This is a genomic window from Corynebacterium argentoratense DSM 44202 (assembly GCF_000590555.1).
In the GTDB taxonomy this organism is placed as follows: domain Bacteria; phylum Actinomycetota; class Actinomycetes; order Mycobacteriales; family Mycobacteriaceae; genus Corynebacterium; species Corynebacterium argentoratense.
This window is the reverse complement of record NC_022198.1, coordinates 1,676,690-1,691,749: the sequence shown is the minus strand read 5'-3', so window position 1 is coordinate 1,691,749 and position 15,060 is coordinate 1,676,690. Positions and strand designations below refer to the sequence as shown.

At 59.0% G+C, this 15,060-nt stretch carries 15 protein-coding genes and 1 pseudogene; 15 read left to right on the top strand and 1 reads right to left on the bottom strand.

The genetic code is table 11. The annotated features are described in order from the left end of the window. Window positions 1–69 precede the first annotated feature (69 nt). From CARG_RS07920 to CARG_RS07910, 3 genes are read left to right on the top strand one after another with little or no spacing between them, the layout of a single operon-like run. On the top strand, window positions 70–381 hold the full coding sequence (locus CARG_RS07920) for a hypothetical protein (RefSeq protein ID WP_021012127.1): 312 nt from the start codon (window positions 70–72) through the stop codon (window positions 379–381). Continuing rightward, entirely contained in the window at window positions 374–1,999 is a 1,626-nt protein-coding gene (locus tag CARG_RS07915; RefSeq protein ID WP_021012126.1) for a hypothetical protein, read from the top strand. Before CARG_RS07920 ends, CARG_RS07915 begins: the two co-directional genes overlap by 8 nt. Next, window positions 1,996–2,283 carry a hypothetical protein gene (locus CARG_RS07910; RefSeq protein ID WP_021012125.1) on the top strand — a complete coding sequence of 96 codons (288 nt, stop codon included), beginning with the start codon at window positions 1,996–1,998 and terminating at the stop codon, window positions 2,281–2,283. Before CARG_RS07915 ends, CARG_RS07910 begins: the two co-directional genes overlap by 4 nt. Before the next feature lie 5 nt (window positions 2,284–2,288). On the opposite strand, the gene CARG_RS07905 is transcribed toward CARG_RS07910, so the two are convergent. After that, a complete protein-coding gene (locus CARG_RS07905; protein ID WP_041747737.1) occupies window positions 2,289–3,113 on the bottom strand; it encodes a poly(ethylene terephthalate) hydrolase family protein in 825 nt (274 codons plus the stop codon). A 38-nt stretch (window positions 3,114–3,151) separates the two neighbouring features. On the opposite strand from CARG_RS07905, the gene glmS reads away from it, so the two are divergent. The 12 genes and pseudogenes from glmS to CARG_RS07850 all read left to right on the top strand — a co-directional run bounded on the left by glmS (window position 3,152) and on the right by CARG_RS07850 (window position 14,842). After that, complete coding sequence (glmS, locus tag CARG_RS07900) at window positions 3,152–5,017, top strand: glutamine--fructose-6-phosphate transaminase (isomerizing) (RefSeq protein WP_021012123.1); 1,866 nt, start codon at window positions 3,152–3,154, stop codon at window positions 5,015–5,017. Window positions 5,018–5,038: 21 nt separating this feature from the next. Further along, window positions 5,039–5,596 (top strand): trypsin-like serine protease, encoded by a 558-nt coding sequence (locus CARG_RS07895; RefSeq protein ID WP_021012122.1) that lies wholly within the window; start codon window positions 5,039–5,041, stop codon window positions 5,594–5,596. Window positions 5,597–5,605: 9 nt separating this feature from the next. Continuing rightward, entirely contained in the window at window positions 5,606–7,138 is a 1,533-nt protein-coding gene (locus tag CARG_RS07890) for an NAD(P)H-hydrate epimerase (protein ID WP_144198608.1), read from the top strand. Window positions 7,139–7,149: 11 nt separating this feature from the next. After that, window positions 7,150–8,265, top strand: a pseudogene (gene alr / locus CARG_RS07885) (alanine racemase); the annotation flags it as partial. A 30-nt stretch (window positions 8,266–8,295) separates the two neighbouring features. Next, the gene (gene tsaE, locus CARG_RS10655) at window positions 8,296–8,763 is read left to right on the top strand and encodes a tRNA (adenosine(37)-N6)-threonylcarbamoyltransferase complex ATPase subunit type 1 TsaE (protein WP_315041119.1); all 468 of its coding nucleotides are present in this window, start codon (window positions 8,296–8,298) and stop codon (window positions 8,761–8,763) included. 1 nt (window position 8,764) lies between these two features. After that, window positions 8,765–9,451, top strand: coding sequence for a tRNA (adenosine(37)-N6)-threonylcarbamoyltransferase complex dimerization subunit type 1 TsaB (gene tsaB / locus CARG_RS07880; protein WP_407637017.1), 687 nt, complete (start codon window positions 8,765–8,767; stop codon window positions 9,449–9,451). A gap of 2 nt (window positions 9,452–9,453) precedes the next feature. Beyond that, entirely contained in the window at window positions 9,454–9,951 is a 498-nt protein-coding gene (gene rimI, locus CARG_RS07875; protein ID WP_046203783.1) for a ribosomal protein S18-alanine N-acetyltransferase, read from the top strand. A 136-nt stretch (window positions 9,952–10,087) separates the two neighbouring features. Next, window positions 10,088–11,134 (top strand): tRNA (adenosine(37)-N6)-threonylcarbamoyltransferase complex transferase subunit TsaD, encoded by a 1,047-nt coding sequence (tsaD, locus tag CARG_RS07870; RefSeq protein ID WP_041747731.1) that lies wholly within the window; start codon window positions 10,088–10,090, stop codon window positions 11,132–11,134. 148 nt (window positions 11,135–11,282) lie between these two features. Further along, window positions 11,283–11,582: a co-chaperone GroES gene (groES, locus tag CARG_RS07865; protein WP_021012116.1), complete on the top strand. Its 300-nt coding sequence runs from the start codon at window positions 11,283–11,285 to the stop codon at window positions 11,580–11,582. Window positions 11,583–11,594: 12 nt separating this feature from the next. Beyond that, on the top strand, window positions 11,595–13,211 hold the full coding sequence (gene groL, locus CARG_RS07860; protein WP_021012115.1) for a chaperonin GroEL: 1,617 nt from the start codon (window positions 11,595–11,597) through the stop codon (window positions 13,209–13,211). A gap of 207 nt (window positions 13,212–13,418) precedes the next feature. Further along, window positions 13,419–13,991, top strand: a complete 573-nt coding sequence (locus tag CARG_RS07855; protein WP_021012114.1) for a sigma-70 family RNA polymerase sigma factor — start codon at window positions 13,419–13,421, stop codon at window positions 13,989–13,991. Next, entirely contained in the window at window positions 13,988–14,842 is an 855-nt protein-coding gene (locus tag CARG_RS07850; RefSeq protein WP_021012113.1) for a hypothetical protein, read from the top strand. The genes CARG_RS07855 and CARG_RS07850 overlap by 4 nt, the downstream gene beginning before the upstream one ends. The last annotated feature ends 218 nt before the right edge of the window (window positions 14,843–15,060 follow it).

Genomic DNA, 15,060 nt, shown 5'->3' with positions numbered 1-15,060 from the left:
CTACGTCCAAGTATGTGAGGGGAAAAAACCACCGAAAAAATTTTAAGCACAACAATGCAAGGGGGACACATGGGTCACGACATGGACGTTGACATTGATGCCGCTATTGATCTGCTCAATGAGCTTGTGCGTGAAGCACGCACCCAGCTCGCCGCGCACAATGCGGACTTACCCTTCCTACCTGCGCAGGCCTTGGGAAGGGACTTTCGGGACCATGCCATCGCCCTGCACGGGATGATGATGCGCGTTCATCGCAATAACTACCGACAAATGCGATGGATGACAGGGGTTAGCGAGAAAGGAATCTCACTGGTCAAACAGTTGAAAGAACAGGACTTATCAGCACAGCGCTGGTTCGACACAGGGGGCAACGATGACTAGTTACCCAGCAGTACGTGATTACGCCGCGTCCGTCGACGCACTCCATGCGGGCTCTCGTGGCCTGTACCGAGGGCCTGCGGTGGGCGCTGCGGAAATATCCGAACGTTTCGCGTCGACCGCAGGGCTGGACACAAACGCATTGCGTGCAAGCGGGCGAAGCACCCGCGGCTCTGCGGATATGAGCACGACGAAGTATCTGTGGCCGCTGCTTCGGCCGATCGTTCAAATCGCGGGCCGAGAGCTCATTGCCCAGGGCGTAGGCGGCATTGTTGGGATGGTGCTCAAGGGTCTCAGTGATGCGGATGAAGTCGAAAAAGACAGCAATGATGCAGGGAATACTATTGATGCGATTGAAGCGGATATGGATGCTCAGACGGCATTTATCGCGCGCCAACTTAAAAACCTGATCGATGGGGTGGTTGCCAAGCTGAGCGTAATTGACCCGGTTAAACATCCAGCAGTGGTCGCCCAAGTCGTTGAGATAGGTGCCGGGCTTATCGACCAAGCGGCCAGTATCCTTCTGGGGGCCGCCTCCGATCGCGACACTGCTCTGCACGAATTGCTCGAAGCTCTCACTGCGAAAGTTGAAGCGATAGCCTCCTGCGAGCAGCGATGCCCGGCGGTCCTGGAGACAGATGATCCGGCTGTACAGGAGGTAACTACGCAACCAGCAGGCGCATGTAACACACCCCAGCCCGTCGGGGGCGGCTCTGCGTCCGGTGGTGGGGTAGCCGGTGGCAGTGGTGGAGGAACCGGTGGTGGCGGGAGTACCCCAGTTGGTGGGGCGCCCGTCGCTCCGGCGGCTGCAGGTGCACAGCAGGCTCCACCCGCTCAGTCAGCGGGGCAGGCAACAATGGACAGTGCTCCATCGGGACAGTGTGCATGCGCTGGCGCCCAGCACAGCCCACCGTGCGCGTGCGGCGACATGGCTGAAGAACAGAGGAAGCAATCGGAGCGGACTGGCTTGCGCACACCCGTGCAGACTTCTGCTGCGCATTGCGACACTGACGACACATGCGATCCCAAGCCTGGCACCCCCACTGTTGATGCTCATGACGAGGATCAAGACAGCGCTAGGGACACCGACGAGGGTGCGGATGAAGGAGCCAATGATGGGCAGTCGGACGACTCTGGCGATGGTGATAGCACCGGTGCGCAAGGGGGACTGTTGGCGCGGATCTTCGGGGTGGACTTTAAACTCGGCGACCTGTTGCACAAGGTGGTTGGCACCGGTGGAATTGGAATGCTTATTGCCGGAATCGGTCAGCTCGTGCAGTACGCAATTGCTCATGGGGGCGAGCTTGTGAGCCACATCCAGCAGGGAATCGGACACGTGGTTAACCAGGTGAATCAAACCCTCGAGGCATGGGGGATTGGCCCCCACGCTGCACCCGCGGTTGCCGCGGCCGAGCCCATCCAGGCGCCAGCGGCTGAGCACTCGGGCGTGGATATCTGCCCGTCTGCACCGGCTGATTCTGCACCGCAGCCTGTGGCGCAGAATGTGACTGCTCAGGCCACCCAAGAGCCTGTGTATGACTATCCGAAAGAGAAAACCGCGGCCGCCCAAGCTGCACCAGCTGTGAAAGGTATCGTCCGGACAGGAGGACAGTGGACATGAACCCGGAATTTTCCCGCATTTTAGATTCTTACAGGCAGCAAGCCGAAGAACGCCTTCGTCAATTTGATGCGGCTGTGGAAAAGGCGATTGAGCAGGCGAATGCCGTGGGTGAGAAAGCTGATCATGCGCCCAGCGGATCAACCGCAGATGCAAGTAATTCGCTGAGTGAGCACGAGCCCAACGAATCCGTAGACTACACACCCCAAGTACCAGGCCTACGCCCACGCAAGCAGCGACGCCCGGCAGTGGAGCACAGCGGGGCGTCGCTATATGGGCTTGGTTGAGACTTTTAAATCAGGCTTGCGTGCGAAGCAATGTCCGAGTGGGGAATGGTGTCGAAACCCTTCCCCTTTGCCTCGTTGTCTGAAAAACCTGCGTATTTCTTTTCCCCGGCGAGTTGGTGAAGCAAGAAACCGGTGATGAGTCCGCGCGCAATTTCTCGGGGACCGGCTTTGGGCAAGCCCATGCCGATGGCCACGCTGAACATCGCGTTTTCCGCAAAACCGATAGATGTGGCCTTCTTGATTTCACGGTAAACCACGGGGCCGCCGTAGTTGAGTGCGACCTTTGCCGGGTTGCCGGCATCGAGCAGTTGGTTTTCGGCGGAGCCAATGATCAAACCGGGAACGTTAAGCAGACGGGCAATGTCTTCTGCCGGTGGGGTGGTCACAGCCGGATACGCGGCAACGACTGCTTTCAATGCGGGACGATCCGCGGCTGCGAGGATGGCAGCGCCACCGCCCATCCCGTGGCCTACGACGCCTAGCTTGTTCGGGGAGACCGTCGTTTTACCGGTGCCGAGTTTGACCCCTGCGAGGATCTGCAGGCAGGTTTCTAAGTCGGAGGCAAACCCTTGGGTGTTGGGAGCGATACCTTTTTCGGTATTGGGAGCGGCGACGACAATGCCCCAACTAGCTAGGTGGCGCAGCGTCGCATGGTAGCGCGAAATATCAGTCATCCAATCGTGCCCGAAGGCTACTGCGGCACGCCCTGAACCGGATGCGGGGGCGTATACCTTGCCGGGAATGCCGGCATAGTCAAGGTCGCCGACGAGAACCCGTTCAGGTCCGCGTTTGGATAGATACGCTAGGAGCTTCTTCAAATTCTCAGCCACCCCCATAACAATAGTAGAAGGCAGGTACTATAGGCGGCATGTGTGGAATTGTCGGATATGTTGGTCACCGTAGTGGTTTGAATGTTGCCCTGGAAGCGCTCCGTCGAATGGAATACCGAGGCTACGATTCCTCAGGCATCGCGGTTGCTGATGGCCAAGGCGGGTTGGGTGTCGTCAAACGCGCCGGCAAGCTCGCTAACCTGGATGATTTGATCGAGGAGGTTGGGGCTGACACCCTTCAAGGGTCAACGGCTATCGGCCACACTCGTTGGGCAACTCACGGCCGCCCCACCGATGTCAACGCGCACCCGCATGTCAGCTTCGACAACAAAGCTGCGATTGTTCATAACGGAATCATTGAAAACTTTGCGCCACTGCGAGCTGAGCTTGAAGCAGCTGGTGTTGAGTTGAAATCCGACACGGACTCTGAGGTAGCTGCTCACTTGCTCGCCCGTGCGTACAACGAGGGCGACACCGCTGGAGATTTTGAGGCCAGTGCACGCCTAGTGCTGAGCCGCCTGGAGGGTGCTTTCACGCTGCTGATGATGCATGCTGATCATCCAGACAAGATCATCGCCGGTCGCCGCTCCACTCCATTGATCGTTGGCGTGGGTGATAACGAGATGTTCTTGGGCTCTGACGTTGCTGCTTTCATCGAATACACGAAGGATGCCGTCGAGCTTAACCAGGACAATATGGTGATTATCACCGCTGATGGTTACGCGATTTTCAATTTTGATGGAAGCCCTGCCCAGGGCAAGCCCTTCCGCATCGACTGGGACCTGGCAGCTGCAGAAAAGGGTGGCTACGACTCCTTCATGATGAAGGAAATTCATGAGCAACCCGCAGCTGTGCGTGACACATTGGCAGGCCACTTCCGGGACGGTCGCGTGGTGCTGGACGAGCAGAACCTGAGCGAGTCCGACATGAAAAACCTCGACAAGGTTTATGTTGTCGCCTGCGGCTCTGCCTACCACTCTGGGCTACTCGCGAAATACGCCATCGAGCACTGGGTGCGTATCCCAGTTGAGATCGAGGTGGCTAGCGAGTTCCGCTACCGAGACCCGATTTTGGATTCTCGCACCCTAGTGGTTGCCATCTCACAGTCTGGTGAAACCGCAGATACGCTGGAAGCCGTGCGCCACGCGAAAGCACAGGGAGCGAAAGTTTTGGCGGTCTGCAACACCAACGGGGCGCAGATTCCTCGCGAAGCTGACGCTGTGCTCTACACCCACGCGGGACCTGAAATTGGTGTGGCTTCTACCAAGGCTTTCTTGGCCCAGGTCGCAGCTAACTACATCATTGGTTTGGCGTTGGCACAGGCTCGAGGCACCAAGTACCCGGATGAGATTGCCCGGATTTGGTCCGACCTGGAGTCCATTCCCGCGCAGATTGAACAGGTGCTGACTTGTGAGGAAGAAATCCTGCGGATCGGTAAGAACCTCGGTCCCATCCCGACCATGCTCTTCCTAGGCCGCGGGGTAGGTTTCCCGGTCGCCCTGGAAGGTGCGCTCAAGCTCAAGGAGCTCGCGTACATTCACGCGGAAGGCTTCCCCGCCGGCGAGCTCAAGCATGGTCCGATTGCCTTGATTGAGGATGATCTGCCGGTGGTTGTGATTGTTCCTTCCCCCCGCGGCGTCAAGACCCTGCATTCCAAAATCGTGTCCAACATTCAGGAAATCCGCGCCCGTGGTGCTAAGACAATTGTCATCGCGGAGGAAGGCGACACTGCAGTGGAACCGTTCGCAAACTGGTTGGTGCGGTTGCCTAAATCCTCAACCATTATGCAGCCGCTGTTGGCCACAGTTCCCCTGCAGTTCCTCGCTGCAGAAATCGCCCGCCAGTGCGGTAACGAAGACATTGATAAGCCCCGCAACCTGGCAAAATCCGTTACCGTCGAGTAGATATACAGCGTCGTTACCATCATGAAATCCCGTGCAGCAGTGGCTGCGGTGATCGTGAGTTCCCTCGTTTCTTCAACATTGTTAGGGCAGGTGTCGCCAATAGCTCATGCTGCAGACCTGCATTACCCTAATCCGCCGGCGCCTCGCGCACAGGCAGAGGATCCGCTTGCTCAAGCAGCCGCATATCTGGAGCTTGGCGACCCCGGCCACATGCAGCAGTGTGCAGGCGCACTGGTAGCACCCCAGTGGGTCATTACCGCACAGCACTGCTACGAACAACAGTGGTGGAAAGATGGTGAGTCCTACAGCCTCATTCGCTTTGGGATAGACGACTCCGCCGAACCTTCTGAACCGGCAGTTTCCGAGCCTGTGGTTACTCAGCCGCTGCCAGTGCCTCCGAAGCAGGATCCTCCGAAGCAGGAGATCCCGAAAAAGCCTGCCCCCGATGCTGGTAGTTCCTCGGCGTGGTGGATTCCGCTATTAGTGTTGTTGGCCCCACTAGTCGCTGTCTTCGGTTGGTTGCTTGACCATGGTGGGCATCCCGCAGGATTGATCGCCCCGTGGGGACGTAGGGGCTAAGTGGTTGTGATGCCAGCACAGCATGCACGCGCCGGGATGACCTCTGGTGGTCGCGCTGAGACCGCAGCTGAGGGATTGTGCGGAACCCCGGTGTATACCCCGCAGCAGGTGCGTCGTGCTGAGCAGCCTTTGCTCGCGGCACAGGGTCTGGTCCTTATGCAGTCCGCTGCGTTTGCCGTGGCTGTCGAAGCCGCGGACATGTTGCGCTCCTGCAGTACCACGCGGCGGGTTTATGGGTCGAGGGTGCTGGTTTTGGTGGGGGCTGGGAACAACGGTGGGGACGCCCTGTTCGCCGCGGCAGAGCTGGCGCGTAGGGGTGCGCAGGTGAGGGTTGTTGCTTCCTCGGATTCTGTGCATGTTCAGGGGGCGGAAGCTGCGCGTCGGGCCGGTGTGCGGTGGCTTGATTCGCCGGGCGCCGTGGGCGCGTTTTGTCCTGATCTGATCGTTGATGGTTTGTTGGGTATTGGTGCGGAGGGGCCGCTGCGTGGTTCTGTGCGTGAAGTGATTGATGACGTCGCGGGGTGTGCGGCGGCAGGTACACCGGTGTTGGCGGTTGATCTTCCTTCTGGTGCTGATCCCATGGGTGGGGCGGTGGATCCGGCGACGTTGGTGGCGCAGCGTACAGTGACTTTTGGTGGTGTGAAGCCGGTGCATGTGTTGCGGCGGTCGGTTTGCGGCCGGGTTGTGTGCAGGGGTTTGGGGATTGATGAGCAGTTGCGCCGCGAGCTCCCATGGGGGCTTAGTGTGGATGGGGGTTGTTGGCCGGTTCCGGGGGAGGAGTCGAATAAGTACACCGGTGGTGTGGTGTCGGTGTATGCGGGTAGTTCTGCGTATCCGGGGGCTGCGGTGTTGGCGGTTGCGGGTGCGGTGAGGGCGACGTCGTCGATGGTTCGTTATGTGGGGCAGTGTGCTCAGCAGGTGCTGTCGGCGTTTCCGAGTGTTGTTGTTGGGGCGGGGCGTAGTGATTGTGTTGTTGTGGGGCCGGGGAATTCGACTGCTGTGGGGGATCTGCTCGACGTACTGCAGCGCGATGTTTCGGTGGTGGTTGATGCTGATGCGTTGACGGCGATTGCTTCGGGTGGTGATCCGGTGCGTGAGGTTCTTCGCGAGCGCTATCGTGCCGGTTTGTTGACTGTGTTGACGCCGCATGATGGGGAGTTTGAACGCATCATGGGGAGCTCGCCGTCCCATTATGTTTCGCGGGTGGATGCGGCGCGTGCGTTGGCGCAGGAATTCGGTGCGTGTGTGCTGCTCAAGGGCCATACCACGGTGGTGGTTAGTCCGGGTGATCATCAACCAGCGTTGATTATTCCTTCGCAGTCCTCGTGGGCGGCGACCCCGGGCTCGGGGGATGTGTTGTCGGGGGTGTTGGCTGCTGTGGTTGCTGCGCAGCCGCGCGTGGAGTCGGTGGCTGTGGCTGCCTATGCCCATGCGCTCGCGGCGTCATCATTTGATGCTCCATGTGATGCGCGCCAGTTAGCGGATGCGATCAGCCCGGCTGTTGCGGAGATCGTTGCGAGGTGGCGTCGTGGTGGGTCCTAGAATGGTTAGCTATGGATATGGCCTATACCGAGATCAATCTGGATGCTATTGCGTCTAACACCCGTGTGTTGTGTGATGCTGCGCGGGAGCGGGGGGCGCAGTTGATGGCTGTGGTCAAGGCCGATGGTTACAACCATGGGGCGGTGGATGTTGCTCGGGTGATGGTTGATAACGGGGCGGATCAGTTGGGGGTTGCCACGTTGGCGGAGGCGCATGCGCTGCGTGATGCGGGTATTGATGTGCCGGTGTTGTGTTGGATTTGGTCGCCGGAGCAGGATGTTGAGGCTGCGGTGAGTCGGGGGATTACCTTGGGTGTGCCGAGTGTGAGGCACGCACGCAGGGCGGTTGAGGCCGCCGATGTTGTGGGTGGGGAAGTGCCGGTGACGGTCAAGGTTGATACTGGTTTGAACCGTTCGGGTGTGGACGAAGCAGAGTGGGTGGAGTGTTTTGGGCTGTTGGCTGCTGCCCCACGCGTTCGTGTGACGGGTGTGTTTAGTCATTTCAGTTGTGCGGATGGGGGTGATGACGCCGCGGTGGCTGCGACGGATGCGCAGATTGCGGTGTTTGAACGTGCGATTGGGTGCGCGCGGGAGTGTGGTTTGGAGGTGCCGGTGAATCATATTGCGAATTCTCCGGCGGTGTTGTCGCGCCCGGATGCGTATTTTGACATGGTTCGTCCGGGGGTGGCGTTGTATGGGATTGATCCTTTGGAGGAGCCGACTGAGTTGTCGGCGCGGTTGCGTCCGGCGATGTCGTGGGCGGGCCGTGTCACTGTGGTGAAACCGATTGCTCGGGGGGAGGGCACGAGTTATGGGCTGACGTGGGTGGCGCCGACTGATGGTTTTACCGCGGTGGTTCCTATTGGGTATGCGGATGGTTTGGTTCGTGCTGCTCAGGGTGCATTAGAGGTCACTATCGCGGGGCGTCGTTACCCGCAGGTGGGCCGGGTGTGTATGGATCAGATTGTGGTGTGGTTGGGGGATAATGCGCATGGGGTCGCGCCGGGTGATGAGGCTGTGGTGTTTGGCTCCGGTGATCGGGGCGAGATGACGGCTGATCAGTTGGCGCGTGGTGTTGGCACGATTGCGTATGAGCTTGTGTGTAGCCCGAAGGGGCGTACGGTTCGACATGTGTTGCGTTCGCGTAGGTGCGAGTCTATGGCGGATACGCAAGCGTTGGGCCGTGAGATTGGTGCGCAGCTGGTGGCGGGCGACGTCATTATTTTGGATGGTCCTTTGGGGGCGGGTAAGACGACGTTTACGCAGGGGGTGGCACAGGGGTTGCAGGTGAAGGGTCGTGTGACGTCGCCGACGTTTGTGATTGCTCGGGAGCATCGTTCGTTGGTTGGTGGGCCAAGTTTGGTGCATGTGGATGCTTATCGTTTGTTTGGGGAGGACCCTGAGGGGCATTCGGATGCCAGTGCGGATCCGTGGGGTGCGTTGGATGCGTTGGATTTGGATAGCGAATTGGATGAGGCCGTGGTTGTCGCTGAGTGGGGTGGGGGTTTGGTGGAGGCTTTGTCGGATAGTTATGTGTTGGTTTCTTTCGATCGGGAGAGCGCGGTTGTGGCGGATCCGGAGTCGGAGGCTCGCTTAATTACGTGGAGGCGTGTGGGACGCGGCTAGACTGCTAGGCGTGTTTTTAACTATTGATACGTCGACGCCGGTGTTAGTTGTGGGCCTTGTGCGCGCGAGCGACATGCCTGGGGGGCGGGGGCCGGTTGTTGAGGTGTTGGCGACTCGCGAGATCGAGGATTGCCGGCAGCATAATGAGTTGCTTGTGCCGACGGTGTTGGCTGTGGTGGCTGAGGCTGGTGTTCAGCTTGATGACGTCGCGGGGGTTGTTGTGGGCTGTGGGCCTGGGCCGTTCACGGGGTTGCGTGTGGGGATGGCGTCTGCGATGGCGTTGGCGGATGCGTTGGGGGTGGAGTGTGTTGGTGTGCGGTCGTTGGATGCGATTGCGGTGGATGCGTTGCGGGGTGTGCCGGATGTGGTGGATGCGCGCAGTGTGCTTGTGGTGACGGATGCGCGGCGTCGTGAGGGTTATTGGGCGCGGTATGAGTGTGGCGGTGGGGTGCCGAGGTTGGTTGAGGGGCCGGAGGTTTCACCGCCCGCGGAGATTGTGGGGGACGTGGATGTGTTGTGTGTGCCGGATGGTGCGTGGGAGCAGAAGGTTGGTGCGCGGGGCCGGGTGGTTGTTGGGCGCCCGTCGGCGTCGGCGTTGGCGGAGCTTGCTGTGGGTGGGGTGACGGTTGATGTTGTGCCGTTGTATCTGAGGCGTCCGGATGCGCAGGTTCCGAAGGCGATGCGTTAGTGATGGGCGTGGATGCTGTGTTGGCACAGTTGGGTGGTGGGGCGGTGCTGCGTGCGTTGACGGTGGGGGATGCTGCGCGTTGTGCGGAGTTAGAGCGGATGTTGTTTGAGGGGGATGATCCGTGGTCTGAGCAGGCATTTTTGTATGAGTTTGGGAATCCGTCGACGGTGTATGTGGGGGTGGAGGATGCTGATGGTGTGTTGGTGGGGTATGCGGGTTTGGCGCGTTTAGGTCCTGTGGATGATCCGGAGTTTGAGGTGCATACGATTGGGGTGGATCCTGGATGTCAGCGGCGTGGTTTTGGTCGCGCGATGATGGATTGTCTGGTGGGGGTGGCTGACCAGGCTGGTGGGCCGGTGTTTTTGGAGGTCCGTACGGATAATGGGCCTGCGATTGCGATGTATGAGTCTTATGGGTTTGAGCGCATGGGGGTGCGTCGGAATTATTACCAGCCTTCTGGGGCGGATGCGTACACTATGGTTCGTCCGGCGGCTGTGTGAGCTGCTGTTGTGATGTTGGGGCGTGTTTGTCGCGTCGTCGTTTGTGATTGAGAGAGCCCGAGTTATGCCTGTTTCTTCTGTTGTGTCTGCTGCCAAGTCTTCGGTGGGGGAGTCGCTGTTGCAGCCGGGTGGTTCGTTGGTGGTTCTTGGGGTGGAGAGTTCCTGTGATGAGACTGGTGTGGGCATTGTTCGGGTGACGGCGTCTGCTCAGGGGGAGGATCCGCAGGTTGAGGTGTTGGCGGACGTGGTTGCTTCTTCGATGGAGCAGCATGCTCGTTTTGGTGGTGTGGTTCCGGAGATTGCGTCGCGGGCGCATTTGGAGTCGATTGTGCCGGTGATGCGTGAGGCGTTGCAGGTGGCGGGTATTGAGCGACCGGATGTGGTTGCTGCGACGGTGGGGCCTGGTTTGTCTGGGGCGCTGTTGGTGGGGGCGAGTGCTGCGAAGGCCTATGCTGCGGGGTGGGGTGTTCCTTTTTATGGTGTGAATCATTTGGGTGGGCATGTGGCTGTGGCTGATCTTGATGGTGAGCCGTTGCCGGATTCGGTTGCGTTGTTGGTCTCGGGTGGCCATACGCAGTTGTTGGAGGTGACGGGGGTGGGCTTGCCGATGCGTGAGCTTGGTTCGACGCTTGATGACGCCGCGGGGGAGGCGTACGACAAGGTGGCGCGTTTGCTGGGGTTGGGCTATCCCGGTGGTCCGGTGATTGATAAGCATGCGGCGCGTGGTGACCGTAAGGCTATTGATTTTCCTAGGGGGTTGTCGAAGAAGTCGGATCCGGCTTACGACTTTTCTTTTTCGGGTTTGAAGACGGCTGTTGCTCGTTATGTTGAGTCTGCTCAGCGGGAGGGGCGGGAGATCAACGTTGATGATGTGTGTGCGTCATTCCAGGAGGCTGTGTGCGATGTGTTGACGAAGAAAGCTGTGCGGGCGTGCGTGGATACGGGGGCGAGGGTGTTGTTGCTCAGTGGGGGGGTGGCGGCTAATTCTCGTTTGCGTCAACTGGCGGAGGATCGGTGTGGTTCGGCTGGTATTGAGTTGAGGGTGCCGAGGTTGAAGTTGTGTACGGATAATGGGGTGATGATTGCGGCGTTGGCGAGCCAGTTGATTGCGGTTGGGGTGCAGCCTAGCGATCTGAGCGTCGGGGTGGATCCTTCGTTGGAGGTGGAGATACCGAGCGTGTAGCCGGTGTGTGCTGGCTGTGTGGAGGCTGCGGTGCGGGAGCGTTGAAAGTTGGCACTCTCGTGGGTAGAGTGCCAGTAGACCCAGTTGTTCACCCGCGACGACGGCTGTGGTTGATTTTCGAAGTCAACTTTCACACGGAGGAATACTCGTGGCAAACGTCAATATCAAGCCGCTCGAAGACAAGATTCTTGTCCAGATCAACGAAGCTGAGACCACCACTGCATCTGGTCTGGTTATCCCGGATTCCGCTAAGGAAAAGCCTCAGGAAGCTACCGTCATCGCTGTCGGCACCGGCCGCTTCGATGAGTCCGGCAACCGTATCCCCGTTGACGTCAATGAGGGCGATGTTGTGATCTTCTCTAAGTACGGCGGTACCGAGATTAAGTACCAGGGCCAGGAGTACTTGATCCTCGCCCAGCGTGACATCCTCGCCGTAATCGAAAAGTAAGAAGGCCCTTTTATGGCTAAACTCATTGCTTTTGACCAGGAAGCCCGCAAGGGTATTCAGGCGGGCGTTGATACCTTGGCTGACGCTGTCAAGGTCACCTTGGGCCCTCGTGGTCGCAACGTCGTGTTGGACAAGGCGTATGGCGGCCCCACTGTCACTAATGATGGCGTGACGATCGCCCGTGACATCGATGTCGAGGATCCTTTCGAAAACCTCGGTGCTCAGTTGGTGAAGTCTGTGGCTGTGAAGACCAACGACATCGCTGGCGATGGCACCACCACTGCTACGTTGTTGGCGCAGGCCTTGATTCATGAGGGTCTCCGCGTGGTTGCTGCGGGTGCTAACCCCATCGAGCTCAACCGGGGTATCGCTGCGGGTGCTGAAAAGACTGTCGAGTTGCTGCTGGCCCGCGCAACTGAGGTCTCCGATAAGCAGGAGATCGCCAACGTGGCTACGGTGTCTTCGCGTGACCCCGAGGTCGGCGAGATGGTCGCAGCTGCGATGGACAAGGTGGGCAAGGACGGCGTTGTGACTGTGGAGGAATCCCAGTCCATTGAGACGACCGCTGATATCACCGAGGGTGTCTCCTTTGACAAGGGCTTCTTGTCGCCCTACTTCATCACCGATGTTGACGCCCAGCAGGCTGTGCTGGATGACGCCTTGGTGCTGCTAGTGCGCAATAAGATCTCCTCCCTTCCGGATTTCCTTCCGGCGTTGGAGAAGATCGTGGAGTCCGGCAAGCAGGTGCTGATCATTGCCGAGGACATCGAGGGTGAGCCCCTGCAGATGCTTGTGGTGAACTCCATCCGTAAGACCTTGAAGGTTGTTGCGGTGAAATCGCCGTACTTCGGCGATCGTCGTAAGGCGTTCATGGATGACCTCGCTGTGGTTACTGCCGCAACGGTGGTCGATCCGGAGGTTGGGGTCAACCTGAACGAGATCGGCATGGACGCTTTCGGTGCGGCCCGTCGCATTACCGTCACCAAGGATCGGACTGTGATTGTTGACGGCGCGGGAACTCACGAGGCCTTGGAGGCTCGCCGCAGCCAGATTCGCCGCGAGATCGACAACACTGATTCCACCTGGGACCGCGAGAAGGCGCAGGAGCGTTTGGCTAAGCTCTCGGGCGGCATTGCGGTTATCAAGGTGGGTGCCGCTACGGAAACCGAGGTCGGTGAGCGCAAGCTGCGCGTTGAGGACGCTATCAACGCGGCTAAGGCTGCCGCTGACGAAGGCATCATCGCTGGTGGCGGTTCTGTGTTGGTTCAGATTGCTGCTGAACTGGATGAGTACGCAGACCAGTTTGAAGGCGATGCGCAGATTGGTGTGAAGGCATTGGCTCGTGCATTGCGTAAGCCCGCCTACTGGATTGCTTCTAACGCTGGCTTGGACGGTTCTGTGGTCGTGTCGAAGATTGCTCAGCTGCCCAATGGTGAAGGCTTTAACGCTGCCACTTTGGAATACGGCAATCTGATCGAGCAGGGAATCATTGACCCTGTGAAGGTGACGCACTCCGCTGTCGTTAATGCCACCTCGGTTGCCCGCATGGTGCTTACTACTGAGGCTTCGGTAGTTGAAAAGCCTGCGGAGGAAGCCCCCGCCGCGGAAGCTCATCATCACCACCACTAGAGCATTGTAGTCTGCTGCCGGAGGTTGTGTTCCAGCAGCGGGCTGGTGTGTGAGAACAAGGGGTGTTGTCGTGCACGCTGCAGTGTCGACGGCATCCCTTTTTGCATGCCCGGGGACGGCTGTGAACAGCCAAGTGTATGTGCTTTACGACTGATCGCGATAGTGTTAAAGGCCGATGGTTGATCATGATGTGTGAAGGAGTTGTCAGTGGCCGCTGCAGAAGCAGACCGCGAGCTTGATGCGCTAGTGCCTCAAGCTGCAGCTGGCGACCAAGCTGCGCTGGCTCGCATCATGGCTATTATCCAGCCTCCACTGCTGCGTTATACCCGCGCTAGGATCACCGGTGGCAGGCATCCCAATGCGGAAGATGTGACGCAGGAAATCTGCCTGGCCGTCGCGACGTCGATTCCCAATTATGTGGACCGGGGCCGCCCTTTTATGGCTTTTGTGTATGGCATTGCCGCCAACAAGGTGGCGGATGCGCACCGTTTTTTTGCCAGGGATGTTGCTAACCCGACCGAGGATGTTCCAGAAACCGAGCATGACTCCTTCACACCAGAGCAGTTTGCGCTGGTCAGCGAGGGTAGTAACAGAGTGCGCCTTCTTCTCGATTCATTAAATGACAAAGCGAGAGAAGTTATCACCTTGCGCGTGTTCGTTGGTCTTAGTGCAGAAGAAACTGCGGAGATCGTCGGTAGCACGCCTGGGGCGGTTCGCGTGGTGCAGCATCGTGCGTTGGCGTCTCTCCGTAAAACACTTGAAGAGCAGGAGCTGCAATGAGTCGCGAGTTTGAGCCTACTGAAGCCGACCTTGCCGCTACCGACGCATACCTTGATGCGCTCTCTCGTGGTATTGATCCCAGCGATGGAAGTGACGCGCTGGCGGCTATGCTGCTAGACCTGCGTCAAGAAGTCCATGGCGATGTTGCAGCTGCTCCTGTTGCAGCCGTTGCTCGTGATCACGGCAATGGGGGAGCGCAGGTTGTCGACTTGCGGTCCCGTCGCGTCCGCAGGGCGGCGCATAGCGTGGATGATTCACGACGCCGCGGTCGTCACGTCGGCCCGTTTGTGAGCGGCCTCATGGGTGCTGCGGCCGCCACCCTGCTGATCGCAGGTGGTGGGGCAGCCGTGTACAACTCTGAACCAGGCGACGCCCTATTTGGTATGAACCAGGCACTGTTTGGCGATCATGCTGCTGTGATCGAATTGGCCACCACCCTGGAAGAAGCCAACACCCGCAACGCCAACGGGGATGTTGAAGGGGCTTTGCAGCTGCTAGAGCAGGCTAAGGCCATGGTTGCGGATATCAACACTAAGAATGTTGAGCCGAAGAAGCCTGCAGAAGAGCCCCGACCTCGAGCAACTGTCACCGAAACGATCACCACCACGGTTGCTCCGGAGCCAGCCCCGGGAGAGCCCAAGTCCAGTGAAGCACCGACACCCGCTCCGACGTCAGCGGCACCGACTGTGACCGTCACGGTTGTTCCTGCTCCTGGAAATCCCGCCTTCCCCGTAGACGGTAACGGCATTGAGGTAGACGAGGGCGGCAGCCCCCTGCCGACCACCAACATCCCCGTTCCTTTGAACCCCGACGCTGAACCCGGCGTCATTGTGAACCCCAAAACCCCCTAGCGCGGTGCGCTATGCTCCGCGCTCTGGCTCCTCGCCGTCAGTGGGGCCATCAGAGTCAGTGACTGGGCCGTCATCCACATCGGTTTCCAAAAACCAGTAGGAGTATTCCTCTGCTGACATGTTCTCGAACATTTCAGCTTCGGACTCCTCTGGGGACGGGCCAATGTATTCGTCGGTTTCCTCGTCGTACAGTTCCTGATCGGTGAAGAACACGTCCT